Origin of the sequence: Streptomyces odontomachi, from assembly GCF_024435355.1 — a bacterium.
GTDB classification, from domain to species: domain Bacteria; phylum Actinomycetota; class Actinomycetes; order Streptomycetales; family Streptomycetaceae; genus Streptomyces; species Streptomyces odontomachi.
Genome location: NZ_JAMJWG010000009.1, coordinates 148,278 through 174,905 on the forward strand (window position 1 = coordinate 148,278; position 26,628 = coordinate 174,905).

Here is a 26,628-nt window from a genome sequence, read left to right on the forward strand (position 1 = left end):
TGCGGGGTGTGGATGGCTAGCGGTCGTCGTCGGATCCGGGCCTGCCGACGATGACCTGGCCCGTCTGGATGCGCCGGCCCCGGAAGTAGACGGTCGGCCGGACGGTCTCCAGCACCGTCTCGCGGGTGAGGCCGGGGCTGTCCTGGAACACCAGGGCCTCCAGCGACTGGTTGGGGTCGAACGGCGCACCGTCGTGCTCCTGGATCTCCAACCCGTCCTCGGCGAGGGACCGGCGGCTCGCCTCGATGTGCCGGCGCACCTGGCGCGCGTCCGCCGCGGACAGCGCCTCGCCGCGCTGTTCCAGCTTGCGCAGGGCGCGCCAGATGCCGGTGGCGGCACGGAGCAGGACGTCGGCGCCCGGGCCGTCGGCGTGGGTGCCGGTGCCGGCAGCGCCTTGGGCCCGTGCCGTGGCGGCGGCGTCCGCTGTGGCGACGGCTGCGATGCCGGCCTCGGTCTCGGCCTCGGTCTCGGCCTCGGCTTCCGCTTCGGCGAGCACGGCCGTGAGCCATTCGGACTGCGCCGGGGTCAGGAGCGGGCGCGGGATGCGGAACTCCGGTGGCTGGGACAGCTGGCCGAGCCGTGCTCGGAGGGTGCGCAGCGGCAACGGGCTCATCGATTCCTCCTGCTGCCGCCCTGGAAGCTCTCGACGAGTTCGGAGACGTAGCCCAGCAGCGCGAGCCCGCCGACCGTCACGGCGACCGCCGGAAGGATCCCCACGACGATCCACAGGACGATGAAGGTCACGCAGATCAGCAGGCACGAGACGCCCATCACCCGGTCCCAGACCGGGTGGGACGACGAGGCCTGCCCGGTGCCCCGGGTCGCCGCCCGAGACCGTCTCGCGCCCGTGAAGGCCGACTGGATGAGTTGCCGGTTCTCCATCAGCTGCGCCTCGTCGCGTTCCGGCGCGATGTCGTGGGCCTTCTCGGCCAGCTCGATCATCGTCCTGCGCTGCTTCTCCGTGGGCGGTGTGGTGAGGTGATGGCGGTGCAGCTCGACGGCGAGGTTGTTCAGTCCGACGGCGACCGAGTGCGCGATCTCCTCGAACCGCCACGGTGAGACGAAGTCGCGGAAGGCGGCGAACCGCTCGAATTCGGGGACGACCTTCCGCCGCATGATCAGTACGGCGTCCGCGTACTTTCCGGCGTTCCGCTGCTCCTCCGCCGCCAGCAGCTCCTTCGTGATGACGCGGTCCGTCTCGGCGAGCCGCTCGTCGTACAGCGCGGAGAGCGGGCCGGCGAAGCGGGTGAGGGCGGCCCAGGGAGCGCAGGCCCGGCCGGTGAACTCGGGACGCCCGGCGAACTCCCCGAAAGGCGACACGAGCAGCCCGGGGACGCGGGACAGGAACGCGTCCACCAGTTCCTCGCCGAGCCGTGGATCGCCGAGCGCACGGATCCGGCTGCGCAGGTGCTCGCGCAGCTCCGGCCGCTCCAGCAGCCCGCCCCATGCCGTGGCGGCCGACGTCCACAACCGGTCGCGTTCCGTGTCCGCCAGGTCGAGCCGGCCGTCCTCCGCCGCCACCGCCCTGGCGTGCGCGTCGATCGCCGTGTCGTGTTCCCGGTGCAGCTCCACGGGGCAGCCGCAGCCGGCGGTCTCCTCGCCCCAGTGCCAGAACAGCTCGTCGACCAGCCGCCGCCGCGGGTCCTGGAACCCCTCGAAGGCCGCCCGGACGACGTCACGCGCATACTCTCCGGACACCGGCGAGCGTGGGTCTCCCGGCCAGCTCGGCTGGACGGCGAGACGTGCCTCCGCGCGTTGCCGCACGGTGCGCACCGCGGCGCCCCGTGCGGTGGCGGACAGACCCGTAATGGCGAAGATATTGTCCCGGTACAGCCCGGAACCGGCCAACTCGTCGAAGCGGGTCAGCTCGGTCCCCCTGCTGCCGGCCGCGTCACGCACCGGACCGTTCACCTGCTCTTCCCCCTCTGCGCCGGGTCCTGGGTCGGGCCTCGTGCCGTTGCACGACGTCCGGGGCGCCGCCGATGCTCTCGACGCGTCGGGATGCGCCCCGACGCCGACGGCATCCGGAGGGTGACGGGCCCGATCCCCCGATCCGGGCCCGCCCACCGAGCCTCCCCGCCACCTCAGGTGGCACCCGGTGAGCACCGGCCGCGGCGACCGGTGCCTTCCACCCCGGCGACTGTTGTACCGAGGCGGGTCGGGGACGGGTCCCGGACGGCGGCGGGGGACCCCGCGCCACCGGCCGCGCACCGGGAGCAGGGCCGGCCCGGGAGCAGGGGAGCGGGCCCGAGCGGAGGACGCCGGCGGAAGGGGCCGCGCGACGGCGTGACTGCCGGCAGGTGCGACTCGTCGTGTGGGGCACGCCACATTCGACCGGACCGGCATCCGTCGCTGCGCTCCCGGCGCGAGGGTCAACGCAGCTTTACGCAAAGGTGCCTTGGCCGACTCGTGCACTGTCTGTGAACGGCCGGTTCCATCGTTCACGCCACCTCTACCGCTGCCTCATGCAGGCATATGCGTTTGCGCCGGCCCGACCGGGTCACACGAACTTTCGAGGTGGCGCAATGCCGAACAGCAAGCACCACGAAACGAACCATGAGAACAGCGACGACGTGACAGACGAACCGCGCCGGCGCAGGCCGGCCAGTCCGATGCGCATCCATCAGCGGGCACGCGCGCAGCTCGCCGAGCTCCTCGGCCGGGACGCCGAGTCCGTGTCGTCCTTCGAGCAGTCGGAGGACGGCTGGACGCTGGAGATCGAGGTGGTCGAGATGGCCCGGATCCCCGACACGATGAGCCTGATGGGCAGCTACCGGGTGCAGGTGAACCACGACGGCGAGCTGATGGGCTACCGGCGCCTGCACCGCTACGAGCGGGGCCGGGCGGAGCAGCGCCGCTGACCGCCGACGTCCGCACGGCGACGGCGTACGCGGCGTGAGCGCTCCCCGGGTGCCCATCCAGGGTTGAAGAAACGTTCAAGCGCACCGGAGTCGGGCCCGGGTGACCGGCCCCGCTCCGGAGGCCGTACCGACCACGCCTTCCGGACCTCGGCGTTCCATATCCCACCGATGGGACATATCCGAGATTTCCTGCATATACAGAATCCCCGATGACCACGATCCACCCCCTCGCAGCCGTCCGCCCTCACGGCGTCCGCACGTCATGACCGGCACGGCACGAGGAACGGCACAAGAAAGAGCACGAGAAACGGCACGAGGCACCGACAACGAGGCACCGACAACGAGGCATGCAACAAGGAGGAGGCGCCCCATATGACAACCGTGGCTCCCGCACCGCAGGGCCGCTCAGGCGGCGGCAGCAGCGGCCTGTACGACGTCCTGGAACTCATCCTTGACCGGGGACTGGTGATCGACGCCTTCGTCCGGGTCTCCCTGGTCGGCATCGAGATCCTCAAGATCGACGTCCGGGTCGTCGTCGCCAGCGTCGACACCTATCTGCGCTTCGCCGAGGCGTGCAACCGGCTCGACCTGGAGGCCGGGCCGAAGAGCGACCCCGGGCTGCCCGAGCTGGTGGGGCAGGTCACCGAGAACGGTGCGCGCGGCAAGACCAAGGGCGCGCTGAGCGGGGCCGCGGAGACCATCTCCGACGCCTTCCGGCAGGGCCGGGACGGCGACCACGACGAGGCCGACGAGGAGCGGCCGGCCCGCCGGCCGACGTCGCGCAGGAGGGCGGCGGCCTCCGCCCGGTCCAGGACGGCCACGGACGACGAGGAGTGACCACGACATGAGCACCTATGTCTACGGCATCGCCGACCGCGCCCATCCGGCGCCACCCGACGGCACGACCGGCGTGGGCAACCCCGCGCTCCCGGTGCGCACCGTCGTCGAGCACGGCCTCGCGGCCGTCGTCAGCGACGCGCCCGACGGCCTGCGTCCCAAGCGCCGCGACCTGCTCGCCCACCAGAGCGTGCTGGACCGGGTGGAGGCGCAGGGGCCCGTGCTGCCGATGCGGTTCGGCAGCGTCGCGCCCGATGACGCATCGGTGCGCGGCGTGCTCGCCGAGCGTGCCGAGCACTTCCACGAGCGGCTCCAGGCGCTGGCCGGCAAGGTCGAGTACAACGTGAAGGCCGCCCATGACGAGGAGGCCGTGCTGCGCCTCGTCATGGCGATGCACCCGGAGATCAGGGAGCTCAGCGACGCCAACAACGCCGCCGGCGGCGGCAGCTACGAGCAGCGGCTGCGGCTCGGCGAGATGGTGGTGGCCGCCGTGCAGGAGCGGGAGGCCGAGGACGCCCGGGTGGTGTACGAGGCGCTGGAGCCGACGGCCGCCGCGGTGCAGGCCGGTCCGGAGTCCACCTCCTGGCTGACGAACGTCTCGTTCCTGGTGGACCACGAGGAGACGGACGCCTTCACCTCCGCCGTCGAGCGGGTGGGCCAGGAGCTTCCGCATCTGCACCTGCGTGCCAACGGCCCGCTGCCCCCGTACAGCTTCGTCGAGCCCGGCCCCGCGCAGTCCGCCACGCCGGGCGGCGCGGCGCTGCGGCACTCGGCGATCCAGGAGGAATGAGCCGTGGGACTGCTCGGCGAGGTGCTGCTCCTGCCGTTCGCGCCGGTGCGCGGTAGCGCGTGGGTGATCCAGCAGGTGGTCGCGGAAGCGGAGCGGCGGTACCACGACCCGGAGGTGATCCGGGCGGAGCTGGCCCAGCTGGAGCAACGGCTGGCGGCCGGCGAACTGAGCGAGGAGGAGTTCGACCGGCTCGAAGACGAACTCCTCGACCGGCTGGAGCAGGGCGGCGTCGCCCCGCTCGTGCCGGGTGCGACCCCGCACGGGGCCGTGCCCGGCACGGACGGGGCGGCACAGGCGCACGGCACAGCGGACGACGGGGCGCGGCAGCCGGGCCGGGCCGACCCTTCAGAGGTGGAAGACGGGTGAACACAGCATGAATCGCACAGCTCTGGGCCTCGCGGTCGGGGCTGGGTATCTGCTCGGGCGAACCAAGAAGATGAAGCTGGCGCTTGCCGTCGGGGCCATGGCCGCGGGCAAGAAGCTGCCGCTCTCTCCGGGCGCGCTCAAGGATGTCCTGACCCAGCAGATGGAGAACAACCCCGCGTTCAAGGAGCTGGGCACCCAGCTGCGCGGCAACCTGAGTGACGCGGGCAAGGCCGCGTCGGGCGCCCTCGTCGAGCGCCAGATGTCGTCCCTCGCGGACCGGCTGGCCGACCGTACCCGGGCGGTGCGGGACCGGACGGCCGGCGCGCAGGACGAGGCCCCCGACGACGCCCCCGACGAGGCCGCTGAAGAAGCCGGAGGTGCCGGTGCGCGTGAGGGGGCCGGGGACGCCGAGGAGGGGACCGGCCGTGGCGCGCGGGGCAAGACCGCACGGGCCGCGCGGCCCGCCGAGGCGGCCCGGCGATCCTCCGCCGGGCGCGCCGCGCGAGCCACCGACCCGGCGCGCAAGGCGGCACCCGCCAAGCGGGCCCCGCGGAAGGCGGCGTCGCGGCGGACCACCGAACGCGGGACGGCCGGCGGCGGGCAGACCGGTGCGGAGCGGTCGGCGGGGAAGACGACCGCCTCAGGCGGTGGCTCGGACCGTGGCACGACGCGCCGGGGCACCGGCGGGCGCTCGGACGAGGGGAGGCGATGACCGTGACCGAAGCCGTACGGGACACCAAGGAGAAGGCGTCCGCGGCGGGCCCGCTCGGTGACCTCGCCCACAGCCCGGCCGCCGACCGGCTCAAGTCGGAGGTCCAGGACTACCTGAGCGCCCAGGCGCAGAACCTGCTCGGCGAGTTCGGGCGCCGGCTCGGCCGCGGCACGGCGCTGCTCAACGAGATGGCCGAGGGCGACACCTCAGGACTGGCCCGGATCGCGACGGACGCCGGCCGGAAGATCAGCGAGGGCAAGAGCCCGATGCGCACCGCCGTCGAACTGGGCGGGGGCCTCCTCAAGGACCGTGTCACGGACGCCGTCAAGGGCCTCGGCGGCGGTGGGAAGGGCGGCAAGCGCCGCTCGGGCGCCAAGGCCACCGTCATCATGGAGTCCGTCGACGTCGGCGTCCCGCTGCGCACGGCCTACGACCAGTGGACCCAGTACCAGGAGTTCAGCAGCTTCACCAAGGGCGTCAAGAGCGCCCAGGCGGTGGACGACACCACGTCCGACTGGAAGGCGAAGGTCTTCCTGTCCAACCGCAGCTGGAAGGCGTCCACCACCGAGCAGGTGCCGGACGACCGGATCGCCTGGACGTCCGAGGGCGCGAAGGGCACCACGAAGGGCGTCGTCTCCTTTCACGAGCTCGCCCCGAACCTGACCCGCGTGGTGCTGGTCCTGGAGTACTACCCGCAGGGTCTCTTCGAGCGGACCGGCAACATCTGGCGCGCCCAGGGCCGCCGGGCCCGGCTCGACCTCAAGCACTTCGCCCGGTACATCACCGTCCGCGGCGAGGCGAGCGACAGCTGGCGCGGCGAGATCCGCGACGGCGAAGTGGTCCAGAGCCACGAGGACGCCCTGGCGGAGGAAGAGGAGCCCGGGGACGAGGAGCCGCGGGGCCGGGCGGCCGGGGACGGTGACCCCGAGGGCGAGGAGGACGCCGCCGAGCCGGAGTCGCACGACGAGTACGAGTACGAGGTGAACGCCGGCTACGAGGAAGCCGTGCCCGAGGACGACGAGGAAGCCGGCCCCCGATACGAGGACGAGTACGACGAGGGCGGGTACCCGGAGGAGACCTCTGAGGACGGCGAGTACCCCGAGGAAGCCGAGGACGAGTACGAGGACGAGGAGGCGTACGCGGACGACGGGAAGGAACCGGCCGGCTACGAGGACGACGGAGCAGCCGAGGAGGCGGCCGACGAGACGGAGGCGGCCGATGAGACGGAGGCGGCCGATGAGACGGAGGCGGCCGATGAGCCCCGCCGGTCCGGCCGTGCCGGGGACCGGAGGCGAGGCCGGCGATGACGACAGCAGGGTCCCTACCGTCGCCGTACGCACCGCCCGGCGGTACCAATCTCGCCGACATCCTGGAGCGCGTGCTCGACACGGGCATCGTGATCGCGGGTGACATCCGCATCAACCTGCTCGACATCGAGCTGCTCACCATCAAGCTCCGCCTCGTGGTGGCCTCCGTCGACAAGGCCAAGGAGATGGGCATCGACTGGTGGGAACACGATCCGGAACTCTCCTCCCGCGCGCGTGATCGCGAACTCAGCGCGGAGAACGCCGAGTTGCGGGCCCGGCTGGAGGAACTGGAACGCCGGGACAGGCCAGCGGCGCTGGCTGCGGACGGCGCGACGGCGCGGAGCGCGGGCGGCGACCCGGCCGCACACCGAGAAGGAGTACCTGAGGAAGCACACCGAGAAGGAGCACCTGAGGAATGAGCGAGGACGACCTGCGGTACGGGTACGCCGTCTGCCGGCCCTTCGACACGCCGCTGCCCACCGGCCTCACCGGTGTCGCCGGTGCACCGGTCGCGCTGCTGCGCCACGGCGACCTGGTGGCGGTCACCAGTGCCGTGCCCGAGCAGGACTTCTCGGAACGGGCGCTGCGTGCCCGCCTGGAGGACCTGGACTGGCTCGCCGCCACCGCCCGCGCCCACGACGAGGTGCTCGCCGCGCTCACCCGGGTGACCAGCCCTCTGCCACTCCGGCTCGCCACGGTCTTCCGCGGCGCAGACGGCGTGCGGACCATGCTGGCCGCTCGCCACGACGAGCTCCGGCGGCATCTCGCACGGCTCGACGGGTGCGTGGAATGGGGCGTCAAGGTGTACACGCAGACCGGCGGGGCCGAGGAGGACGGGGACGGGACGGCCGGCGGTGCGGCCACGGCGGGCCGGGCGGCCGGCGGCCGGGACTATCTGCGCCGGCGTCGCATGGAGCGCGCGAGCCGGGAGCGTGTCTGGGAGCACGCGGAGGAGTTCGCCGCGCGGCTCCAGCACGGGCTCGCCCGGTACGCGGCCGACGTGCGGGTGCACCGGCCGCAGGACGCCCGGCTCTCCGGTGCGCCCGGACGCAACGTGCTCAATGCCGCTTACCTCGTGGACCGGGATCGCAGCGAGGAGTTCACGACGGCCGTGCGGCAGGCCGGGGACGAGGCCCGGGGCCTGCGCGTCGAACTGACCGGACCGTGGGCGGCGTACTCCTTCGGCGATCCGCCCGCCGACGCGTCGCGCGAGGACGGGGCACCGGCGCGGACAGGGTCGGCGCGGGCCGGGGCGGAGGCACGATGACGCTCGCCGTGGAGAACCGTGAAGTCGCCCTCGTCGACCTGCTGGACCGGCTGCTCGCCGGCGGTGTCGTCCTCGTGGGCGACCTCACCCTGCGCATCGCGGACGTCGATCTCGTGCGCATCGATCTGAACGCGCTGATCAGCGCCGTGAACGAGCAGGTCCCCGCGCCATGGCCCGGGCGGGATGCCCCATGACGGCCCGGGTGCCGTACGCCGGGCACCGGTACCACCGCCGCCCAGGGCCCGTGCGCCGGGACGCTCCCCTGCGCCGGAACGCCGTCGTGCGCGGGGACGGGGACGGGACCGAACCCCGGCGGAACGGTCACGTGCGCCGGAGCACCGTCGCGTTCGATCCCGACACCGTCGAGCGGGACCTCGTGAAGCTGGTGCTGACCGTGGTGGAGCTGCTGCGGCAGCTGATGGAGCGGCAGGCGCTGCGGCGGGTCGACGCCGGAGACCTCACCGAGGACCAGGAGGAACGGGTCGGGCTCACGCTCATGCTGCTCGACGAGCGGATGGGCGAGCTGCGTGAGCGGTACGGGCTACGGCCGGAGGACCTCAACCTGGACCTGGGACCGCTCGGGCCCTTGCTGCCTCGTGAGTGAACGGCTGCCCCATGCGTGCACTGCTGCCCCGTGCGTGCACTGCTGCCCCGTGAGTGAATTCGCCCAGTGGGGGAGGCAGCCGATGGAGTGAATCACACCCTGTGAACGACCGGACCCTCTCCGTGCCGGTCGGTTTAACTGAAAATGCACCGCTTCGTTCCCTGCCTCCCGGGTACTCAGCCGCGTGTCCGTTCGCACCCGAACGAACTCGATCTGACGTGTTCGGCCGCACGCGCAGCACGGAGGCACGATGACCGACAAGAAGCCGAAGAAGGCCCCGGAGATCCCCGGCAAGCCGTCCGCCGAGTCGCCCCCGATAGCCGAGCCCACCACGCCCAGGGAGCCGCTGCCGCTCAAGCCGGACCAGAGCGGCCCGGACGTCTACAGCCCCACCGGCCAGCCCACCGGCGTCGACCAGGCCCGGGTGGCGCAGGGCGGTGCCTACCTCACCAATGCGCAGGGCACCCGGCTCTACGAGACCGACCACTCCCTGAAGGCCGGACGGCGCGGGCCCGTGCTGCTCCAGGACCACCACCTGCGGGAGAAGATCACCCACTTCGACCACGAGCGGATCCCGGAACGGGTGGTGCACGCGCGCGGCGTCGGCGCACACGGCCTGTTCCAGGGCTACGGCACCGCCGAGGAGATCTCCAAGGCGGCGTTCCTGCGCAAGGGCGCCGAGACACCGGTCTTCGTGCGGTTCTCCACCGTGCTGGGCAGCCGCGGCTCGTCCGACACGGTGCGCGACACCCGCGGCTTCGCCACGAAGTTCTACACCAGCGAGGGCGTCTTCGACCTGGTCGGGAACAACATCCCGGTGTTCTTCATCCAGGACGCCATCAAGTTCCCTGACGTCATCCACGCCGGCAAACCGCACCCGGACCGGGAGATCCCGCAGGCGCAGAGCGCCCACGACACGTTCTGGGACTTCGTCACCCTGCACACCGAGGCCACCCACCACACCCTGTGGAACATGTCCGACCGCGGTATCTCCCGCTCGCTGCGGATGATGGAGGGCTTCGGCATCCACACCTTCCGGCTGGTCAACGCGGAGGGTGAGACCACCCTGGTGAAGTTCCACTGGAAGCCGCGCCTTGGCGTGCACTCGTTGGTCTGGGAAGAGGCCCTGATGATCAACGGGATGGACCCGGACTTCCACCGCCGCGACCTGGCGGACGCCATCGAGTCCGGGGCGTACCCGGAGTGGGAGCTGGGGGTGCAGACCTTCCCGGACAACGAGGAGCAGATGTTCGAGGGCATCGACCTGCTCGACCCGACCAACATCGTCCCGGAGGAACTCGCCCCCGTGCAGCCGATCGGCCGGCTCACCCTGAACCGCAACCCGTCGAACTTCTTCGAGGAGACCGAGCAGGTCGCCTTCCACCCGGGACACCTCGTGCCCGGCATCGACGTCACCGACGACCCGCTGCTCGCCGGGCGCCTGTTCTCCTACATCGACACCCAGATCACCCGGCTGGGCGGGCCCAACTTCGCACAGCTTCCCATCAACCGCCCGCACGCCGAGGTCAACGACATGCTGCGGGACGGCATGCACCAGACCGCCGTGCACCGCGGCGTGGCGCCGTACCGGCCGAACTCGCTGGACGGCGGCTGCCCCTTCCTCGCCGGCAAGGAGGAGGCCGCGTACATCGAGGTGCCGCTCGACCTGCCCGCCGCGAAGAAGGAACGCGAGCAGCCGGCCACCTTCGACGACCACTTCAGCCAACCGCGGCGGTTCTGGTTGAGCCTGTCGCCGGTGGAGCGGGCGCACACCATCGCCGCGTACACCTTCGAGCTGAACAAGTGCTACGAGACCGCGATCAAGCAACGCGCCCTGCAAGTGCTGGCCGACATCGACCCGGAGCTGTGCCAGGGCGTCGCCAAGGGCCTCGGCCTCGCCGCACCGGGCCCCGACCAGCCGCTGGCCGACGTCGAGCCCAGCCCGGCGCTGTCGCAACTGGGCGGGACCTGGCCGCTGGACGGGCGGGTCATCGGCATCGTCGCGGACGAACGGTGCGACCTGGCGGCGCTGCGGTCGATGCGGCGGGCCGTGCTGGACCAGGGCATGGTGCCGCTGGTGATCTCGCCGGCCGGCGGGTCGCTACAGAACGGCAGCACGGAACCGGTGACCGTGCAGCGCACCTACGCCACCGCGCGCTCGGTCGAGTACGACGCGGTGCTGCTGGCCGGGGTGCCGGGACCGGGCGCCGACGCGACCGGGGCGCAGGACGGGCCCACCGATCCGCGGGTGCTGCTGCTGGTGTCCGAGGCGTATCGGCACGGCAAGGCGATCGGGGGGTGGAACGGTGCCGCGCGGGTGCTCCAGGAGGCCGGCGTGCCCGACGGTGCCGCCGGGGTGGTCATCGGCGAGGTTCCCGACGGGATCCTCGACCGGATCGCCACCCTCCTCGGCAAGCACCGCGTCTGGGAACGCTTCCCCGCGACGACCTGACACCGGGGCCCCCGCCCCGTCGTCCCCGGGCGCGTTCCCCCGCGCGGCAGGGCCCCTGGCGGGGCGCGCCCGTAGGGGCGGGGCTGTTTCTGCCGTGTCCGGCCACCGGTCGGTGGTGGGCCGGTCGCGCAGTTACCCGCGCCCCTTTTCGGGGCCTTCGGCGCCCCGGTAGGGGCGCGGGGCCGTTTCGGTCGTGTCCGGACCGCCGGCGGGTGGTGGGCTGGTCGCGCAGTTCCCCGCGCCCCTTGGTGGGCGCCTGCGGCGCCGTCAGGGGGCGTCCGGCGCTTGAAAGGGGCGCGGGGAACTGCGCGACCAGCCACGACGAAACCGTCGGTTCGTCACCGGCCGCGGCAGAGCCGCACGCAGCCGGATACAGCCGCATACATGGGCTTCGCATGCCCAAAAATGCGCCCCGACCAGGGGGCGCCGCCGCGGCTGAGGCCAAGTCGGGTGAGTGGTGTTCAGGGGCCCCCGGTGCCTGAACTTACGTAGCGTTCGGCCGCCAGGACCGCCTCGCGTGCCGTGCGGCGGCCCATGAGGATGCAGAGGGTGTACGCGGTGTCCTCGAACCGTCGGCGGACCACCGGGTTGGACGGCGCGGTGAGCAGCCGACGCTCCCAGGCGTGGTAGCGGTGGAGCAGACGGATGACCTGGGGTTTGTCAGGCAGAAGCATCACGCGGCCCTCCAGACGACGGGCTGATCCAAGGCTGTGCGCCGCTGAGCCGTGCGCGCGTTAGCGTGCTCCCCGTGCGGCCATCGTCCCCCTTCCGACATTTTTACGCCAGTTGCCGCATGTTTCCTGTTGTCGGTTCAACCAGATGAGGGTGGGCGGGGGGTCGGACGTGGTGGGCGGTGGCAACTTCGGGTGGGCCGAACGGACCAGTGGGCGTTTGCCGCGCGACGCTCCCGGCTAGGGCCTGTCTGACCCTTCGCGTCGCCGGACCGGCGGAAATCGTCGGACGGGCCCTGAGCGAAGCGGCATGGACGTGGCGCGGGAGGCGGGATGTCGCAGGTCGAGGTGGGGGAGGCGGCGAGCGGGGCGAAGCCGGCAGCGCCGGGCGGGGAGCGGCGCACGGTCAGCGCGGGAGAGCGGCTGCTCGACTACCTCACCACCACCGACCACAAGGTCATCGGCAACCTGTACATGGCGACCGCGTTCGGCTTCTTCCTGCTGGCCGGGGGGCTCGCCATGCTGATGCGGGCCGAGCTGGCCAGGCCCGGGCTCCAGGTGGTCAGTGCGGACCAGTACAACCAGCTGTTCACCATCCACGGCACGATCATGATGCTGCTCTTCGCCACACCGATGTTCGCCGGATTCGCGAACGCGGTGATGCCGTTGCAGATCGGCGCCCCCGACGTGGCCTTTCCGCGGTTGAACGCGCTGACGTACTGGCTCTTCCTGTTCGGGGGACTGATCGTGGTGTCCGGGTTCGTGGTGCCGGGCGGCGCGGCACCGTTCGGCTGGTTCGCGTACGCGCCGCTCAACAGTGCGCTGCGCTCACCGGGGCAGGGCGGCGACCTGTGGGCGATGGGTCTGGTGCTCTCCGGCCTGAGCACCACGCTCGGGTCGGTGAACTTCATCGCCACCATCGTGTGTCTGCGGGCTCCGGGCATGACCATGTTCCGGATGCCGATCTTCACCTGGAACGTGCTGTTCACCGCCATTCTCGCGCTGCTCGCCTTTCCCGTGTTGACGGCCGCGCTGCTGGCGCTGGAGGCGGATCGGAAGTTCGGTGCGCATGTGTTCGACGCGGCCAATGGCGGGGCGGTCCTGTGGCAGCACCTGTTCTGGTTCTTCGGGCATCCCGAGGTGTACATCGTCGCCCTGCCCTTCTTCGGGGTGATCACCGAGATCATTCCGGTCTTCAGCCGCAAGCCGATCTTCGGCTATACGGGCATGGTGGGGGCGACCATCGCCATCACCATGCTCTCGGCGAGCGTCTGGGCGCACCACATGTTCGCCACGGGTGCGGTGCTGCTGCCGTTCTTCTCGTTGATGTCGTTCCTGATCGCGGTGCCGACCGGGGTGAAGTTCTTCAACTGGATCGGCACCATGTGGCACGGCTCGCTGTCGTTCGAGACGCCGATGCTCTGGGCGTTCGGGTTCCTCGTCACCTTTCTGCTCGGCGGGCTCAGCGGAATCCTGGTCGCCTCGCCACCGCTGGACCTCCATGTCACCGACAGCTATTTCGTGGTGGCCCATCTGCACTACGTGCTGTTCGGCACCGTCGTCTTCGCGATGTTCGGGGGCTTCTACTTCTGGTGGCCGAAGCTCACCGGCAAGCTGCTCGACGAACGGCTCGGGAAGATCCACTTCTGGACGCTCTTCGTCGGGTTCCAGACCACCTTCCTCGTCCAGCACTGGCTCGGCGAGATGGGCATGCCGCGCCGGTACGCCGACTATCTGACGGCGGACGGGTTCACGCTCCTCAACACCGTCTCGTCGATCGGCGCCTTCCTGCTGGGCCTGTCCACGTTGCCGTTCCTCTACAACGTGGTGACGACGACCCGGCACGCGCCCAAGGTGGCGGCAGACGATCCCTGGGGCTACGGCCGTTCGCTGGAATGGGCCACGTCCTGCCCGCCGCCACGGCACAACTTCCATGCGCTGCCCCGTATCCGCTCCGACTCGCCCGCGTTCGACCTGCGGTATCCGGAGATCGGCGCCGGGCCGGGACGGAACGCGCCGGCGGGCGGGCGGGCCGCCCCGGCGACCCGCCGGCCGGAGGGCTCCCGATGAAGGCCGAGGCGTATCTGTTCGCCGGTGTGGCCGGCTTCTTCCTGGTCACCGACGCCATCTACGCCTTCTGGTCCAGGGAGCCGGCGGGGACCGCGGCGCTGACGGTGTCGTTCCTGATGGCGTCCGTCATCTCGTTCTTCTTCACCCGCAGCTACCAGCGGCTGGGCAGCCGGCCCGAGGACCACAAGACCTCCGAGGTGGCCGAGCGCGCCGGCCCGCTGGACTTCTTCCCGCCCCGCAGCCCGTACCCGGTGGCCACCGCGTTCGGCGTCGCCCTGGCCGCCCTCGGCGTGGTGCACGGCCTGTGGCTGTCCCTGATCGGCATGGGGGTGCTGACGTGCGGGGTCGGCGGGATGGTCTTCGAGTACGTGCAGCGGGGCGACTGACGCCGCCGGGGGCGGGGCGGCACCCCCGGTCCGTGACGGCCGGTCCGTCACCGCGGCTTCGACGACTCCCGCTCCCTCCCTCTCCCGTTCTCCGCCTGCTCCTCCTCCGGCGCCGCCAGTACCTCCCGCACCCGGCGGCGTTGCTCGGGCGTGGTCGGGAGCTCGACGCGGTCGCGGTAGTACCAGGTGCTCAGGGCGGCCCGCAGTCTCGTACGGCGCGGGGCGTGCGGGTCGGGGGCGGGCAGCGGCCGGGGGAGCTCGCGCACCAGGAAGCGGTAGAGCCGCGTCCCGGACGCCCGCCGGTGCTCCTCGCTGATGCCGCCGTACACGCTCTGGCTGATCCGGCCGGTCTCCTCGCCCTCCGTCAGCACCCGCCGCTCATGGGCCTGCAAGGCGAGGCAGAGCCGCTTGGTGACGAGGAAGGCCAGCACCGGACCTACCACGAGGGCGACCCGGAAGATCCAGGTGAGCGCGTTGACGGAGACCCGGAAGGAGTACGCGGCGATGTCGTTGCCGCCCGCCGCGAGCAGGACCGCGTAGCCCACCACGGCCGCCGTCCCGAACGCGGTCCTGGTGGGCCGGTCCCGCGGCCGGTCGCACAGATGGTGCTCCGTACGGTCCCCGGTCACCCACTTCTCGAAGAGCGGGTAGAGGAACAGCAACCCGAACACCAGACCCGGCAGCACCACCGCAGGCAGCAGCACGTTCCACATGAGGGTGTGCCCGACGACGGTGTTCTCCCACGGTGGCATCAGGCGCAGCGCGCCCTCCAGGAAACCCACGTACCAGTCGGGCTGGGAGCCCGTGGCGATCTGGTCGGCGCGGTAGGGCCCGTAGGCCCAGATCGGGTTGATCTGGGCCAGCCCGGCGAGCAGCGCCAGCACCCCGGAGAGCACCAGCGCCAGACCCGACGAGCGCGCGGCGAACTGCGGGAACATCGGGCTGCCCACCGCGTTCCGGTTGGTCCTGCCGCGCCCCGCCCAGTGGGTGTGCTTCAGGTACACCACCAGGAACAGATGGACCGTGATCAGCGCGATCAGCAGCCCCGGCACGAACAGCACGTGCACGATGTACAGCCGGGGAATGAGGATGTGCCCGGGAAACTCCCCGCCCCAGATGAAGAACCCCAGGTAGGTGCCGACCACCGGGATCGACGTGACGATGGTGTACGCGGTGCGCAGACCGGTGCCGGACAGCAGGTCGTCGGGGAGCGAGTAGCCCGCGAAACCCTCGAGGAGGGCGAGCAGGAACAGCGTCACGCCGATCGTCCAGTTGGCCTCACGGGGCCGGCGGAAGGCACCCGTGAAGAAGATCCGCAGCATGTGCACGCCGATCGCGGAGACGAACACCAGGGCCGCCCAGTGGTGCATCTGACGTACCAGCAGCCCGCCGCGCACATCGAAGGAGATGTGCAGCGTGGAGGTGTACGCCTGCGTCATCAGCTGGCCGTTCAGCGGCGTGTAGCTGCCGTGGTAGACGGTCTCGGTCATGCCGGGGTCGAAGAACAGCGTCAGGAACGAGCCGGTCAGCACCAGCACCACGAAGCTGTACAGCGCCAGCTCACCCAGCAGGAAGCTCCAGTGGTCCGGGAACGCCTTGCGCAGCAGCGCCCCGGCCTCGGACACCGGCAGCCGGCGGTCCAGCACCTCGAAGCCGGTCACCGCCGCGCCGCGGGTGCGCTCCGTCAGCTGCTTGCCCGGTTGCCGGATCGGCATGCGTCGCCCTCCTTCCCGTGCGCCGAGCTGCCCTGGTCGTGGCCGTCTCCCGTGGGTCGCGTGCACCTGCCGCACGCGTGCTCATGGTTAACCTGCGCGCGTTCGGCCCAACCCCCTCTTAGGCGGAACGGAGGCACCTGACAGACCGTCCGCACGCGTGTGCGACAACCCGCCCATGGCCTCCGAGAAGATCACCGCGGCTGCCGCGGGCACCTGGCGACTGGGCGACCTGACCATCCGTCGGACGGGATATGGCGCCATGCGGCTGACCAGCACCGCCGGCGCCTTCGAGCTGGGCTCGCCCACCGACCGTGGGCGGATGATCGACGTGCTGCGGCGCGCGGTGGAGCTGGGCGTCAACCACATCGACACCGCCGCGTTCTACTTCTCGGCGCTGCGCTCCGCCAACGAGCTGATCAACACCGCGCTGGCTCCGTACCCGGACGACCTGTCATCGTCACCAAGGTCGGTCCCGGCCGCGACCCGTCCGGTGCGTGGCTGCCCTGGGCGCGCCCCGAACAACTGCGCGGCCAGGTCGAGGAGAACCTGCGCACCCTCGGCCGTGACCACCTCGACGTGGTGAACCTCCGCTCGTTCGGCGCCCCGTCGCTCGCCGAGCACGTCGGTGCGCTGGCCGAACTGCGCGACGCCGGGCTGATCCGGCATCTGGGCCTGTCCAACGTGGGGCCCGAGCAGCTCGCCGAGGCGCAGACGATCACGCCGGTGGTGTGCGTCCAGAACCGCTACGCCCTCGACTCGCGCCGCTCCGACTCCGACGACATGTGGGAGGTACCCCCAGCTGTCGGCGGACGAGGTGGCCCGCCTGGACGCCGCCCACCGGCCCGCCGCACCGGCCGGCTGACCTTCGCCACCTGCCGCGCCAGCCGACTACGGTCGCCACCGGCCGCGCCCGCCGGCTGGCCTCCGCTACCTCCGCTACCGCTCGGCGAGCTCGTACGCCGCTCGTAACGGGTTCCTGGCGGGTCGCGACGGCAGCTCCCCGTCGAGCAGCGCCGCGCCCAGCGGCGTCAGCGTGTGCACCACCATGCCCCCGTCGCGGCGGCTGACCACCAGCCGCGCCTCACGCAGGGCTCGGGTGTGCTTGCTCGCCGACGCGGGGGAGATGCCGAGCCGCACCGCCAGCTCCCCGGTGGTGGCGGCGGCCGCCAGCGCCTCCAGCACGCGGGCGCGGGTGGTGCCCAACAGCGCCGTGAGGGCGGCGGCGTGCGGCCCGTCGTCCGTGCCGGTCGGGCGTGCCGAGCTCGCCGGGTGCGGCTCCTCGGAGGCGACCGGATAGACGAGCACCGGCGGCAGGCGGTCATCGCACAGGGACACCGGCCTGCGCCAGCAGAACCGCGAGGGCACCAGGCGCAGGCCGCGTCCGTCCAGATGGATGTCGCGGTCGACGGGATAGGACATGTACAACACGGGAGCCCGCCAGGTGGCCACCGGACGCAGCGATTCCAGCAGCCCCTTCGTGCCGCCGTCGCGTAACGCCCGCAGCCGCAGGGAGCGGTCGGCCTCCACATGGGCCGCCATCCGGGTCCAGTCCGGCTCGATGATCGTTTCGTAGACCCGGTGGAGGGCGTCGGCGACCAGGTACAGCTTGCGCTCCTCGTCGCCGGACGGCCCGGGACGGCCGGCCCGACGTCGGGCGGACGACGTCGTGGCGTCCAGCATCCCGAGCTCGTGGCGCAGCCGGGCCAGCGGAGTGGCCCGCACCGCGTCGAGCCCGGACGCCAGGCCCTTGCTCGCCTCCTCCGGGGTGAGGAAGTCCGGGAAGTACGGCACGTCCGCCGGGGCGAGCGAGTTCAACAACCGCACGACCCCGCCGAGTCGGCGTCCGGCCACCTCCGTACGTGCCCGGCGCCGCCAGGAGGTGAAGGCATGGGTGGCCTTGGGCGCGGAGAGCTGGTGCACGCCGAGCACGGTCTCCCAGAGCGGGTCCGGCGCGGTGGCGACCTGTATCCGTGCCAGGTCGGCATCGGTGAAGTGGATGCGCAACATAGTGCCTCGCGTGTTGCCGTTTAAGTCACTTGGTTTAACCGGTTATTGCAGACCTGCCCCGTGGGGCGGCAACGATCGGTCCACCCGTGGAGACGCAGAACAGCCGATGGCCAGTTCCCGACGGGGAGATCGAGCCGTTCCATCGGCCTCAACTCGCCAACGGGTTCAGCACCATCGGCTGGATCTTGCCCTCCACCAGCGCGCCGAGCCCCAGCACCGCGCACACGTCCGGCCGTTCCGCGATGCGTACCGGCATGCCGGTGGCGTCCCGGAGCACCCGATCCAGGCCAGGCAGCAGGGCGCTGCCGCCGACCATCATCATGCCCTGCTCACCGAGGTCGGCCACCAGGTCGGGCGGGCAGTCGCGGAGCACGGCACCGATGCCGTCGAGCACCACCGTCAGCGGGTTGTGGATCGCATCACGCACCCCGGCCGTCACCACCCGCACGGTACGCACCAGGCCGGTGAGCACATCCCGGCCCTGGACCTCCGTGAACTCCTCCTCTTCCTGCCCCGCCGACTCGGTGCCGGCCAGCGCGAGGCGCAGCGGACGCACCGACTGGGAGGCGGGCAGCAGCTTGTACCGCTGGCGCAGGTGCTGGCGGATCGCCTGGTCGATGGATTCCCCGCCGACCTGGACCCGCTTCGCCGTGACCACCGCGCCCATGGACAGCACCGCGATCTGGGTGGTGGCCGCGCCGCACAGCAGGATCATCGTCGCCTCGGCCCGTTCCACGGGCAGCCCGCAGCCGACCGCCGCCGCGATCAGCGTGTCCACCAGCTCCACCCGGCGGACACCGAGGCCCAGCAGCGTCTCGGTCGCCGCCCGCCGCGCCAGCGGGTCCGCCTGATGCGGCACCAGGACCGCGGCCCGCAGCCGGGGCTTGCGCCGCAGCGCACGGCGCACCTTCTCGCCCAGCAGGTGCCGCAGCATGCGCTGGGCCACCTCGATGTCGACCACGATGCCGTTCGAGACCGGCCGCACCACGCGGATGTAAGCCGGGGTCTTGCCGGTCATCTGCTCCGCGAGCTGCCCGACCGCGATCAGGGCCCCGCTCTTGGTGTTGACGGCGGCCGCGCTCGGCTGGTCGACGATGAGGCCCGCGCCCTTCAGGTAGACGCGGGTCCGGGCGGCACCGAGGTCGACGGCGACATGGCAGCGGTGCAACTGCTCAAGACCGGCACTGATGGTCACGGCGGATCCTCCCGGGAGCGCACATACCGTGGGACGGAGGGGCAGGAACGAAAGGGGCGGGGGCCACGGGCCTGAGGCGAGGAGCCCCTGCATCGCATCATGTGCAAAACCGGCGAAAGTCGCACCATGGGATGAGCCGAGTGGCGCGCCACCGGCCGGGTGATCCTCGCCCCGAATACGCCGAACGGGCGGCCGTCGCACGGCCGGCCGGGCGGCCGGCCCCAGCCCCGGTCCCCGGCGCTGGACCAGCCGGCCCGCAAGCCGGCCGGCCGTCGGTCGACCCGGCCCGTGCCACCCGCCGGGACCGCGCCCCGGCCGCGGGCCGCCGCGTTGTTAGCATCGCCTGTGACCAGCACTACCCCTGAAGATCGAGACGGGAGTGACCGGCGCGACGCCGGTCCGATACCCGCAGCCCCCCACCCGACCTCTCCCGCGTCCCCCGCCGCCGCCACATCCGCCGGCTCCGTCCCCGAAGCGGCCCGGTCGGTCACGGCGGACATACCGGGCGGGCAGCAACGCCCCACGCAGCCGCCGCCCCCCGGCGCACCCGCCCCGGCACGCCGGCGCATCCTCGCCGATCTCACCCCGCTGCGCACCTCGGCCGCCTACCGCCGGCTGTGGATGGGCGACACCGTCTCACGGCTCGGCCAGGCGATGACCGCCCTGGCGATCTCGCTCCAGGTCTACGACATCACCCACTCCAACTTCTCCGTGGGCCTCGTCGGCCTCTTCGCCCTCGTGCCGCTCGTCGCCTTCGGGCTCTACGGGGGTGCCATCGCGGACACCGTGGACCGCCGCAAGCTCGGCCTCTACTCGGCCTGGGGCCTGTGCGCCCTGTCCATCGCGCTGGCCGTGGCCGCCGTCGCCGGCTTCCACGAGGTGTGGTTCCTGTACGGGATCGTGGCGCTCCAGGCGGTCTGCGGGGCGCTCAACTCGCCGGCCAGGTCGGCGATGGTGCCCCGGCTCGTGCCGCCCGAGCAGCTCACCGCCGCCAACGCGCTCTCCTCCCTCACCCAGACCTCGGGCACCACGTTCGGGCCCATGCTGGGCGGGGTCGTGGTCGGCCTGTGGGGCTACCAGTCCGCGTACGTCATCGACGCGGTCACCTTCACGGCCGCGCTCTACGCGATGTGGCGGCTGCCGGCCATGACGCCGGACGGCGGCGGGCGGCGCGGCCGGGCGTCCGTGGTGGACGGGCTGCGCTTCCTGGCCACCCGGCCGAACATCCGGATGACGTTCTTCTCCGACATGTGCGCGATGATCCTCGCGAGCCCCAAGGCGCTGTTCCCCGCCATCGCCGTCCTCTGGTACGCCGGCGACGCACGGACCACGGGCCTGCTCGTCGCGGCGCCCGCGGTGGGTGCGCTGGTCGGATCGGTGTTCTCGGGATGGCTGGGGCGACTGCACCGGCACGGGTTGGTGATCCTGCTCGCCGTCGCCGGATGGGGCGTCGCCACCGCCGTCTTCGGGCTGACCAGAAGCCTGCCCCTGGGGCTGTTCTTCCTGGCCCTCGCGGGATGCGCCGACCAGGTCTCCATGGTGCTGCGGTCCACGATGCTCCAGGCGGCCACACCGGACGAACTGCGCGGCCGGTTGCAGGGCGTCTTCATCATCGTGGTCGCGGGCGGGCCGCGGCTGGGGGACTTCCTGGCCGGTTCGGTCGGCGATCTGGCTACTCCGACGGTCGCGGTCACCGGGGGCGGGATCCTGTGCGTGGCGGCGGTGGCGGTGCTGGGCCTGGTGTGGCGCGGCTTCATCCGGTACGACGCCCGGGCCCCGGAGGCGTGAGCGGCACCTCCGGAGCGCGGGTCCGACCCGGGGCAGGCAGTGCGGGAGGTCGGCGTCGGCCGGGCGTCAGCACCAGCTGAGCGTCGAGTTCTGCCGCGTGACGTTGCTGATGGTGATGTTGCTGCCCACGCACGGACTCCAGGTGATGTTGGTGTTGGAGACCGTCATGTTCTGGAGGTGGATGTCCGACGACGGGGCGAACTCGTCGCGTGCCGCGATCCGGACCTCGCCGCCGCCGCTGATCGTGCCGGACTGGCTGGCGATGGTGACGTTGTAGCAGTTCTCCAGCAGGATCGAGTTGTTCCCGGTGTCGGCGATGTCCACCTTGTCGATCACGGCGCCGCCGCTCTCCGAGACGCAGAAGATGCCGCGCCCGCCACCGCGTGCCTTGACGGTCCCCACGTGGATGTTGGTGGAGTAGCTGTTGCCGATCCGCCCGTTGCGGTTCGCCATGCGGAACGCGGCGTAGCCGGTGCCGGCGCCCGCCCCGTCGGCGTCGACGGTGCCGACCGTGGCGTTGATCGTCTCGTTGAGGAGCAGCCCGGAGTCGTGCACGTTGCGGGCGGTGACGGTGCCGATGGTGATGCCGTCGACGCCGTAGGTCTCCACGCCGTGGGTGCTCGTCCCGGAGACGTAGACGCTGTCGATCTTGACGTTCTTCGCGAACACGCTGGTGTCGCCGTAGTTGTCGATCCGGACCCCGAGACCGGACGACACCCGGATGTCGATCTGCCCGAGGGTGAGGTTGTCGACGCTCCTCATGAAGATCCCGTACACCGGCGTACCGGTGATGTTGACGTGCGGGACCTCGACGTCATGCGTGCCGCGTGAGTAGATGGGAGCCATGTCGCCCGAGCCCGAGCCGGTCACATTGATGGTGCCGCAGACGTCCAGCAACGTGTAGCTGGGCAGCGAGAGCCGCGACCCGGCGCTGACGTTGCCGGAGCCCCGGACGACCACGTTCTGCTTCGAGGTGCGCCCGGACGACAGGCTGTTCACGCCGGCCTGCATGGCGGCCAGCATGTCGCTGCCCGTGTAGACGGTGCTGCTGCCGTTCTTCGCCGTCCAGGTGCTGCCGCTCTGCACCACCTCGGCGTTGTAGGACAGGCTTCCGCAGGAAGCGGTGGTCTGCGCCGCGGCTCTGGTCGTCAGGCCGGCGTCACCGGCGGCCGGGGCGGTGCGCGGGTGGCTCACGACGGCGTCGGCCGGGGCCGCGACCGTGATCATCGCCGCGCCGAGCGCCAGCACGGCGGCGACGACGCCACCGCGCAGCCGCGAACGGGTGTTGCCCTTTGACGTCATGGGGGCTCCTTCGGCTCACCGCGAGTGTCGGCGCACGGTGAGGTAGCGACGGGACGGGCCGGCGTTGCCGGGGCCCACCCGCGATCGGATGAATATGGGAGCGCTCCCAATAGCCGTCGATGGTAGCCATCGAACGGGGTTCGCATAAGGGTGCCGTAAGGGGGATTCTGTTGGGTCCTGTTCAGTCCTTTGGCGTTCCGGGGCGTTCCTAGGGCGTTCCTCTGGCGATCTGCGATCTGCGATCTGCGATCTACGGGGAGTCAGGACGGGAGCGCCCGCTTCATGATCTTCCCCATGTCGTTGCGCGGCAGCGCGTCGAGGTAGCGCACCTCCCGCGGTCGCTTGTGCGGCGCAAGCCGTGCGCTGACGTGGTCGGCGAGGTCGTCGCCCGAGGGCGGCGCGGCCGGATCCTCCGGCACCACCCAGGCCACCACGCGCTCCCCGAGATCGTCGTCCGGCTCACCGGTCACCGCGGCCTCCCGGACACCGGGGTGTTCCAGCAGGGCGTTCTCGATCTCACCCGCGCCGATCTTGAAGCCGCCGCTCTTGATGAGGTCGGTGGCCTTGCGCCCCACGATCCGTACCCACCCGTCCGGTTCCCGCACCGCCATGTCGCCGGTGCGGAACCAGCCGTCCTCGGTGAACGCGTCGGCCGTGGCGTCGGCACGGTTGAGGTAGCCGGTGAACAGGTTCGTGCCGCGCACCTGGATCTCACCGACCTCGTCACCGGCGGTGCCGTCCGGGCCGTCCGCGCCCTGCAAGGGTTTCCCCTCGTCGTCGACGAGCCGTAGCTCGACCCCCGGGAGCGGGAGGCCCACCGTGCCGGGCCGTGGCTTCCCGCCCGGCACGACGCTGGTGTTCATCAGCGTCTCCGTCATGCCGTACCGCTCGACGACGGCACGCCCGGTCGCCGCGGTGATCCGCTCGTGGTCGTGCACCGGCAGCGCCGCCGAACCGGACACCAGCAGCCGGGCCCGGCGCAGCGCCGCGGCCAGCTCCGGATCGTCGGGCAGGGCCTCGGCGATGCGGTGGTACATGGTGGGCACCCCGAACAACATGGTCGCGCCGTCGGCCAGTTCGCGTGCCACGCCGGCCGTGCTGAACCGACCCAGGTGCCGCACCGAACCGCCGTGCCGCAGCGGCCCCAGCACGCCGAGGATCAGCCCGTGCACATGGAACAGCGGCAGCCCGTGCACCAGCACGTCGTCCGCGGTCCACTGCCAGACCTCGGCCAGCGCGTCCAGGGTCGCCGCGACCGCACGGCGCGGGATGAGCACGCCCTTGGGCCGTCCGGTGGTGCCGGAGGTGTAGACGATGAACGCGGTGCTCTCGCCGTCGGGCTCGGGAGGCGGGAACGGCGGGCCGCCGGCGTCGGGTGCCGCTGCACCGCCGGCCGCACCGTCCACGGCCACCTCGACGTCGGCGCGCGGCACACCGCCCAGCACCTCCGGCAACCGGTCGTCGGGCGCGGCGAGCAGCAGCGTCGGCGCGCTGTCGGACACGATGTGCTCCAACTCGCCGGCGCCCGACTTCGGGTTCAGCGGCACCACGGCAGCGCCCGCCAGCAGCGCGCCCACCACGGCGACCGCGGTCTCCAGCGTCGGGGTGGCCCAGACGGCGACCCTCTCGGCCACCGCGAGCCGTGCGCCGACGCCCGCGGCATTCGCCCGCAGGGCGGCGTACGTCAGGGACCGGGTGCCGAAGCGGAGTGCGGGGCGGTCGGGTGCGCCGCCCGCCACGGCGGGGAGGAGTGGGCTCACGGGTGCCTTTCCGCCGCACGGCGCCCGTGGTGTCGTCGGCGACGGTGCCGTGCCGCTGTGGGGTGCGGAGGTTCTGTGGCGGTGCTTTTCGGGGCTGTGCCTGTCCGGCTGTGTTCGTGTGGCTGTGCCTGCGTGGCGGTGTGCTGCCGTGGTGGTTCCCTGGCGGTGGACAAGGTACGCGGTGTCCGGAGCCGGCTGGGGACCACCCCGGTGCCGTGCCGGATTCCCGCAGCTCAGCGGCGCGGGTGGGGGTGTTACCGGGACGCTTGCAGAGTGGTCCCGGGCTCACGCTGGGGAAGATCGCATTTCAAGGCTGCCCTGACATGCACCTTGGAGCGGACGCTTTTGCTGCTCGATGTACCGCCGGACGATCGCCAACGGTGCCCGCCGCATGATGCGGAGAAGTACGAGGGCGACCAGAGGTGCCCGGGCATGATGGCGCGCTTGATCCGGCCGGTGAACGCCTGCCGAATTGGACGAGCGGAGACGCCCCTGAAGCTGTTGACCAGCTTCGAGATGGCGGCCTTGGGCGGGATGGGGTCTCCCCTGCTCGAACGGAGCCGAGAGCTTGGGCAAGCACCAGAAGGTGGATGTGATCGCGTTCGCCGTTGAACTCCTTCAGCTCCGCCTCGAAGTCCTCGCAGATCTTGCGCGTGATCTCTTCGCAGTGCGTCAGCATCTCGTTGTTGAACGCCCCGCGCCGGTACTTCGTCACAAAGACCAAGTGCACATGCATCGCCGAAATGATGTGTCTGCCACGCCTATAGTCGTTCTGCCCACTCATGACATCACATGTCATAGGATCTTGGGTGTGCAACTCCGCTACAACTACCGGGCCTACCCGAACGCCTCCCAGCGCCGTAAGTTGGCGAGCGCGTTCGGATGCGCCCGCGTGGTGTGGAACGATTGCCTGCGCGACCGGAAGGCAGCACACGCGGCAGGACTGCCGTACGTGACATCAGCCGAGCTGTCCCGTCTCCGTATCACCCAGGCCAAGCGCACCGGGGAACGCGTTTGGCTCGCCGATGTGTCAGCAGTCGTCCTGCAACAGTCCCTGCGCGACCTGGACACCGCCTACAAGAACTTCTTCGACTCGGTCAAGGGCAAGCGAGAGGGCCGCAAGGTAAGCCCTCCCCGCTACAAATCGAAGAAAGACACCCGGCAGTCGATCCGCCCCAACACCAACGCCTTCTCGCTCCAGGACAACGGCACGGTATACGTGGCCAAGGTCGGCAACCTCAAGGTCAAGTGGTCCCGCCGGCTTCCGGGTGCACCCACGTCCCTGACCGTCACCAAAGACAGCTCTGGCCGGTACTTCCTCAGCTTCGTCGTGGACACCGAACCGGACATCCTGCCCGACCTTCAGACCGATGCCGGTCTCGATCTCGGCCTGTCCGCCTTCGCCGTCCTGTCCGATGGCAGCAAGATCGACAGCCCTCGCTTCCTGCGTCGGGCCGAGAAGAAACTCAAACGCCTTCAGCGGGAGCTGTCCCGCAAAGCCAAGGGATCGAAGAACCGCGCCAAAGCCCGCATCAAGGTCGCACGCCAGCACGCCAAGGTGGCGGACCGGCGCCGGGACTGGCACCACAAGGCCTCCACGCAGATCATTCGCGACAACCAAGCGGTGTATGTGGAAGACCTTGCGGTGTCCGGCCTCGGGCGCACCCGGCTCGCCAAGTCCGTGCACGACGCGGGGTGGTCCGCGTTCGTCGGCATGCTGGAGTACAAGGCGGCTCTGCACGGCCGCACCTTCGCCAAGGTGGACCGAGCCTTCCCGTCGTCTCAGGTCTGTTCGGTCTGCGGATTCCGGGACGGCCCCAAGCCACTGCACGTCAGGCAATGGACGTGCGGCGAGTGCGCCACCGTGCACGACCGCGACCACAACGCGAGCCGTAACATCCTCTTCGAAGGACGCCGAATCGTCGCCACCGGACGGGTGGAGACGCCAAACGCCTGTGGAGTGCCGGTAAGACGGGCACGCGTGCTCGCACAGCGCGTTGAAGCAGGAAGCCCCCGGAAGGGTCGGACGACCCAGGCCGGAATTCCTGGACTTCAGGCCAGGGAGCATGTCAACGTGCCGGGCTATGGAACGATGCCTGGACAAGGAACAGGGTGTGTACGTCGGGAACGCGCACACCGACGGTTCCGGAGACCGCGGTTGGCTGCTCGGGCATTTCAAGTCGCCCGGAGACCTGCGCCACAGCACGGACGTGGAGATCAAGTGGTCCACCCACCCGGTGGGAGACGAGCGCGCCACGTGGGTCACCGGCGAGCAGCGCACCGCGCTGCTGGTGCTCGTCAGCGGCCGCTTCCGGGTCGAGCTGCGGCACCGTTCCGTGCTGCTGTCCGAGCAGGGCGACTACGTGATCTGGGGCCCGGGCGTCGACCACTCCTACCGCGCCGAGGAGGAGTCGGTGGTCATGACGGTCCGCTGGCCGTCCGTGCCCGGCTACGCGAACCCCGCCGACGCGACGTTCGCCGAGGCGACGCCGGGCCAGGAGACGCTGCCGGGGTGAGCGCCGGCCGGGCGTCTTCGGT

22 protein-coding genes and 4 pseudogenes are annotated in these 26,628 nt (G+C 71.3%); 17 read left to right on the forward strand and 9 right to left on the reverse strand.

Going from position 1 to position 26,628, the window contains the following annotated elements; all coding sequences use genetic code 11:
• Positions 1–16 precede the first annotated feature (16 nt).
• Entirely contained in the window at positions 17–613 is a 597-nt protein-coding gene (locus NQO67_RS20035; RefSeq protein WP_255951442.1) for a nucleotide exchange factor GrpE, read from the reverse strand.
• Entirely contained in the window at positions 610–1,911 is a 1,302-nt protein-coding gene (locus NQO67_RS20040) for a hypothetical protein (RefSeq protein WP_255951443.1), read from the reverse strand. The genes NQO67_RS20035 and NQO67_RS20040 overlap by 4 nt, the downstream gene beginning before the upstream one ends.
• Before the next feature lie 614 nt (positions 1,912–2,525).
• On the opposite strand from NQO67_RS20040, the gene NQO67_RS20045 reads away from it, so the two are divergent.
• From NQO67_RS20045 to NQO67_RS20095, 11 genes and pseudogenes are all read left to right on the forward strand, one after another.
• On the forward strand, positions 2,526–2,861 hold the full coding sequence (locus NQO67_RS20045) for a gas vesicle protein GvpO (RefSeq protein WP_255951444.1): 336 nt from the start codon (positions 2,526–2,528) through the stop codon (positions 2,859–2,861).
• A gap of 372 nt (positions 2,862–3,233) precedes the next feature.
• Positions 3,234–3,698 carry a gas vesicle structural protein GvpA gene (locus tag NQO67_RS20050; RefSeq protein WP_255951445.1) on the forward strand — a complete coding sequence of 155 codons (465 nt, stop codon included), beginning with the start codon at positions 3,234–3,236 and terminating at the stop codon, positions 3,696–3,698.
• A gap of 7 nt (positions 3,699–3,705) precedes the next feature.
• Entirely contained in the window at positions 3,706–4,488 is a 783-nt protein-coding gene (locus NQO67_RS20055) for a GvpL/GvpF family gas vesicle protein (RefSeq protein ID WP_255951446.1), read from the forward strand.
• Positions 4,489–4,491: 3 nt separating this feature from the next.
• Positions 4,492–4,707, forward strand: a pseudogene (locus NQO67_RS20060) (gas vesicle protein GvpG); the annotation flags it as partial.
• A gap of 154 nt (positions 4,708–4,861) precedes the next feature.
• A complete protein-coding gene (locus NQO67_RS20065) occupies positions 4,862–5,566 on the forward strand; it encodes a DNA primase (RefSeq protein ID WP_255951447.1) in 705 nt (234 codons plus the stop codon).
• A 2-nt stretch (positions 5,567–5,568) separates the two neighbouring features.
• On the forward strand, positions 5,569–6,873 hold the full coding sequence (locus NQO67_RS20070) for an SRPBCC family protein (protein WP_374119042.1): 1,305 nt from the start codon (positions 5,569–5,571) through the stop codon (positions 6,871–6,873).
• A complete protein-coding gene (locus NQO67_RS20075) occupies positions 6,870–7,292 on the forward strand; it encodes a gas vesicle protein (RefSeq protein ID WP_255951449.1) in 423 nt (140 codons plus the stop codon). The genes NQO67_RS20070 and NQO67_RS20075 overlap by 4 nt, the downstream gene beginning before the upstream one ends.
• The gene (locus NQO67_RS20080; RefSeq protein WP_255951450.1) at positions 7,289–8,140 is read left to right on the forward strand and encodes a GvpL/GvpF family gas vesicle protein; all 852 of its coding nucleotides are present in this window, start codon (positions 7,289–7,291) and stop codon (positions 8,138–8,140) included. The genes NQO67_RS20075 and NQO67_RS20080 overlap by 4 nt, the downstream gene beginning before the upstream one ends.
• Positions 8,137–8,334 (forward strand): gas vesicle protein, encoded by a 198-nt coding sequence (locus NQO67_RS20085; RefSeq protein ID WP_255951451.1) that lies wholly within the window; start codon positions 8,137–8,139, stop codon positions 8,332–8,334. Before NQO67_RS20080 ends, NQO67_RS20085 begins: the two co-directional genes overlap by 4 nt.
• Positions 8,335–8,465: 131 nt before the next feature.
• Complete coding sequence (locus NQO67_RS20090) at positions 8,466–8,744, forward strand: gas vesicle protein K (RefSeq protein ID WP_255951452.1); 279 nt, start codon at positions 8,466–8,468, stop codon at positions 8,742–8,744.
• A gap of 250 nt (positions 8,745–8,994) precedes the next feature.
• Complete coding sequence (locus tag NQO67_RS20095) at positions 8,995–11,196, forward strand: catalase (RefSeq protein WP_255951453.1); 2,202 nt, start codon at positions 8,995–8,997, stop codon at positions 11,194–11,196.
• Between the two features lie 461 nt (positions 11,197–11,657).
• Here NQO67_RS20095 and NQO67_RS20100 read toward each other — a convergent pair whose 3' ends face one another.
• Positions 11,658–11,870, reverse strand: coding sequence for a DUF5133 domain-containing protein (locus tag NQO67_RS20100; protein ID WP_255951652.1), 213 nt, complete (start codon positions 11,868–11,870; stop codon positions 11,658–11,660).
• A gap of 330 nt (positions 11,871–12,200) precedes the next feature.
• Here NQO67_RS20100 and ctaD point away from each other — a divergent pair, with 330 nt between their 5' ends.
• On the forward strand, positions 12,201–13,937 hold the full coding sequence (gene ctaD, locus NQO67_RS20105) for an aa3-type cytochrome oxidase subunit I (RefSeq protein WP_255951454.1): 1,737 nt from the start codon (positions 12,201–12,203) through the stop codon (positions 13,935–13,937).
• Entirely contained in the window at positions 13,934–14,323 is a 390-nt protein-coding gene (gene ctaF / locus NQO67_RS20110; RefSeq protein WP_255951455.1) for an aa3-type cytochrome oxidase subunit IV, read from the forward strand. Before ctaD ends, ctaF begins: the two co-directional genes overlap by 4 nt.
• 47 nt (positions 14,324–14,370) lie before the next feature.
• On the opposite strand, the gene qcrB is transcribed toward ctaF, so the two are convergent.
• Complete coding sequence (gene qcrB, locus NQO67_RS20115; RefSeq protein ID WP_255951456.1) at positions 14,371–16,038, reverse strand: cytochrome bc1 complex cytochrome b subunit; 1,668 nt, start codon at positions 16,036–16,038, stop codon at positions 14,371–14,373.
• A gap of 175 nt (positions 16,039–16,213) precedes the next feature.
• On the opposite strand from qcrB, the pseudogene NQO67_RS20120 reads away from it, so the two are divergent.
• Positions 16,214–16,821, forward strand: a pseudogene (locus NQO67_RS20120) (aldo/keto reductase); the annotation flags it as partial.
• Between the two features lie 153 nt (positions 16,822–16,974).
• Here the strand turns inward: NQO67_RS20120 and NQO67_RS20125 are convergent.
• Both NQO67_RS20125 and NQO67_RS20130 read right to left on the reverse strand, forming a co-directional pair.
• Positions 16,975–18,045, reverse strand: a complete 1,071-nt coding sequence (locus tag NQO67_RS20125) for an ArsR/SmtB family transcription factor (RefSeq protein ID WP_255951457.1) — start codon at positions 18,043–18,045, stop codon at positions 16,975–16,977.
• Positions 18,046–18,193: 148 nt separating this feature from the next.
• Positions 18,194–19,234 (reverse strand): rod shape-determining protein, encoded by a 1,041-nt coding sequence (locus tag NQO67_RS20130; protein ID WP_255951653.1) that lies wholly within the window; start codon positions 19,232–19,234, stop codon positions 18,194–18,196.
• A gap of 504 nt (positions 19,235–19,738) precedes the next feature.
• On the opposite strand from NQO67_RS20130, the gene NQO67_RS20135 reads away from it, so the two are divergent.
• Positions 19,739–21,028, forward strand: a complete 1,290-nt coding sequence (locus tag NQO67_RS20135) for an MFS transporter (protein ID WP_255951654.1) — start codon at positions 19,739–19,741, stop codon at positions 21,026–21,028.
• 66 nt (positions 21,029–21,094) lie between these two features.
• On the opposite strand, the gene NQO67_RS20140 is transcribed toward NQO67_RS20135, so the two are convergent.
• From NQO67_RS20140 to tnpA, 3 genes and pseudogenes are all read right to left on the reverse strand, one after another.
• Positions 21,095–22,330 (reverse strand): hypothetical protein, encoded by a 1,236-nt coding sequence (locus NQO67_RS20140; protein ID WP_255951458.1) that lies wholly within the window; start codon positions 22,328–22,330, stop codon positions 21,095–21,097.
• Between the two features lie 260 nt (positions 22,331–22,590).
• Positions 22,591–24,090 (reverse strand): acyl-CoA synthetase, encoded by a 1,500-nt coding sequence (locus NQO67_RS20145; RefSeq protein WP_255951459.1) that lies wholly within the window; start codon positions 24,088–24,090, stop codon positions 22,591–22,593.
• Positions 24,091–24,375: 285 nt separating this feature from the next.
• Positions 24,376–24,874, reverse strand: a pseudogene (gene tnpA / locus NQO67_RS20150) (IS200/IS605 family transposase).
• 27 nt (positions 24,875–24,901) lie between these two features.
• Between tnpA and NQO67_RS20155 the strand changes: the two are divergent.
• Positions 24,902–26,143 (forward strand): annotated as a pseudogene (locus tag NQO67_RS20155) (RNA-guided endonuclease InsQ/TnpB family protein); the annotation flags it as partial.
• Positions 26,144–26,174: 31 nt separating this feature from the next.
• On the forward strand, positions 26,175–26,606 hold the full coding sequence (locus NQO67_RS20160) for a cupin domain-containing protein (RefSeq protein WP_255951460.1): 432 nt from the start codon (positions 26,175–26,177) through the stop codon (positions 26,604–26,606).
• Positions 26,607–26,628: the final 22 nt, after the last annotated feature.

Coding starts and splice junctions, on each gene's coding strand:
- NQO67_RS20035 (WP_255951442.1), bottom strand. CDS start 613: ATGAGCCCGTTGCCGCTGCGCACCCTCCGAGCACGGCTCGGCCAGCTG.
- NQO67_RS20045 (WP_255951444.1), top strand. CDS start 2,526: ATGCCGAACAGCAAGCACCACGAAACGAACCATGAGAACAGCGACGAC.
- NQO67_RS20050 (WP_255951445.1), top strand. CDS start 3,234: ATGACAACCGTGGCTCCCGCACCGCAGGGCCGCTCAGGCGGCGGCAGC.
- NQO67_RS20055 (WP_255951446.1), top strand. CDS start 3,706: ATGAGCACCTATGTCTACGGCATCGCCGACCGCGCCCATCCGGCGCCA.
- NQO67_RS20065 (WP_255951447.1), top strand. CDS start 4,862: ATGAATCGCACAGCTCTGGGCCTCGCGGTCGGGGCTGGGTATCTGCTC.
- NQO67_RS20075 (WP_255951449.1), top strand. CDS start 6,870: ATGACGACAGCAGGGTCCCTACCGTCGCCGTACGCACCGCCCGGCGGT.
- NQO67_RS20080 (WP_255951450.1), top strand. CDS start 7,289: ATGAGCGAGGACGACCTGCGGTACGGGTACGCCGTCTGCCGGCCCTTC.
- NQO67_RS20085 (WP_255951451.1), top strand. CDS start 8,137: ATGACGCTCGCCGTGGAGAACCGTGAAGTCGCCCTCGTCGACCTGCTG.
- NQO67_RS20095 (WP_255951453.1), top strand. CDS start 8,995: ATGACCGACAAGAAGCCGAAGAAGGCCCCGGAGATCCCCGGCAAGCCG.
- NQO67_RS20100 (WP_255951652.1), bottom strand. CDS start 11,870: ATGCTTCTGCCTGACAAACCCCAGGTCATCCGTCTGCTCCACCGCTAC.
- ctaD (WP_255951454.1), top strand. CDS start 12,201: ATGTCGCAGGTCGAGGTGGGGGAGGCGGCGAGCGGGGCGAAGCCGGCA.
- ctaF (WP_255951455.1), top strand. CDS start 13,934: ATGAAGGCCGAGGCGTATCTGTTCGCCGGTGTGGCCGGCTTCTTCCTG.
- qcrB (WP_255951456.1), bottom strand. CDS start 16,038: ATGCCGATCCGGCAACCGGGCAAGCAGCTGACGGAGCGCACCCGCGGC.
- NQO67_RS20125 (WP_255951457.1), bottom strand. CDS start 18,045: ATGTTGCGCATCCACTTCACCGATGCCGACCTGGCACGGATACAGGTC.
- NQO67_RS20140 (WP_255951458.1), bottom strand. CDS start 22,330: ATGACGTCAAAGGGCAACACCCGTTCGCGGCTGCGCGGTGGCGTCGTC.
- NQO67_RS20160 (WP_255951460.1), top strand. CDS start 26,175: ATGGAACGATGCCTGGACAAGGAACAGGGTGTGTACGTCGGGAACGCG.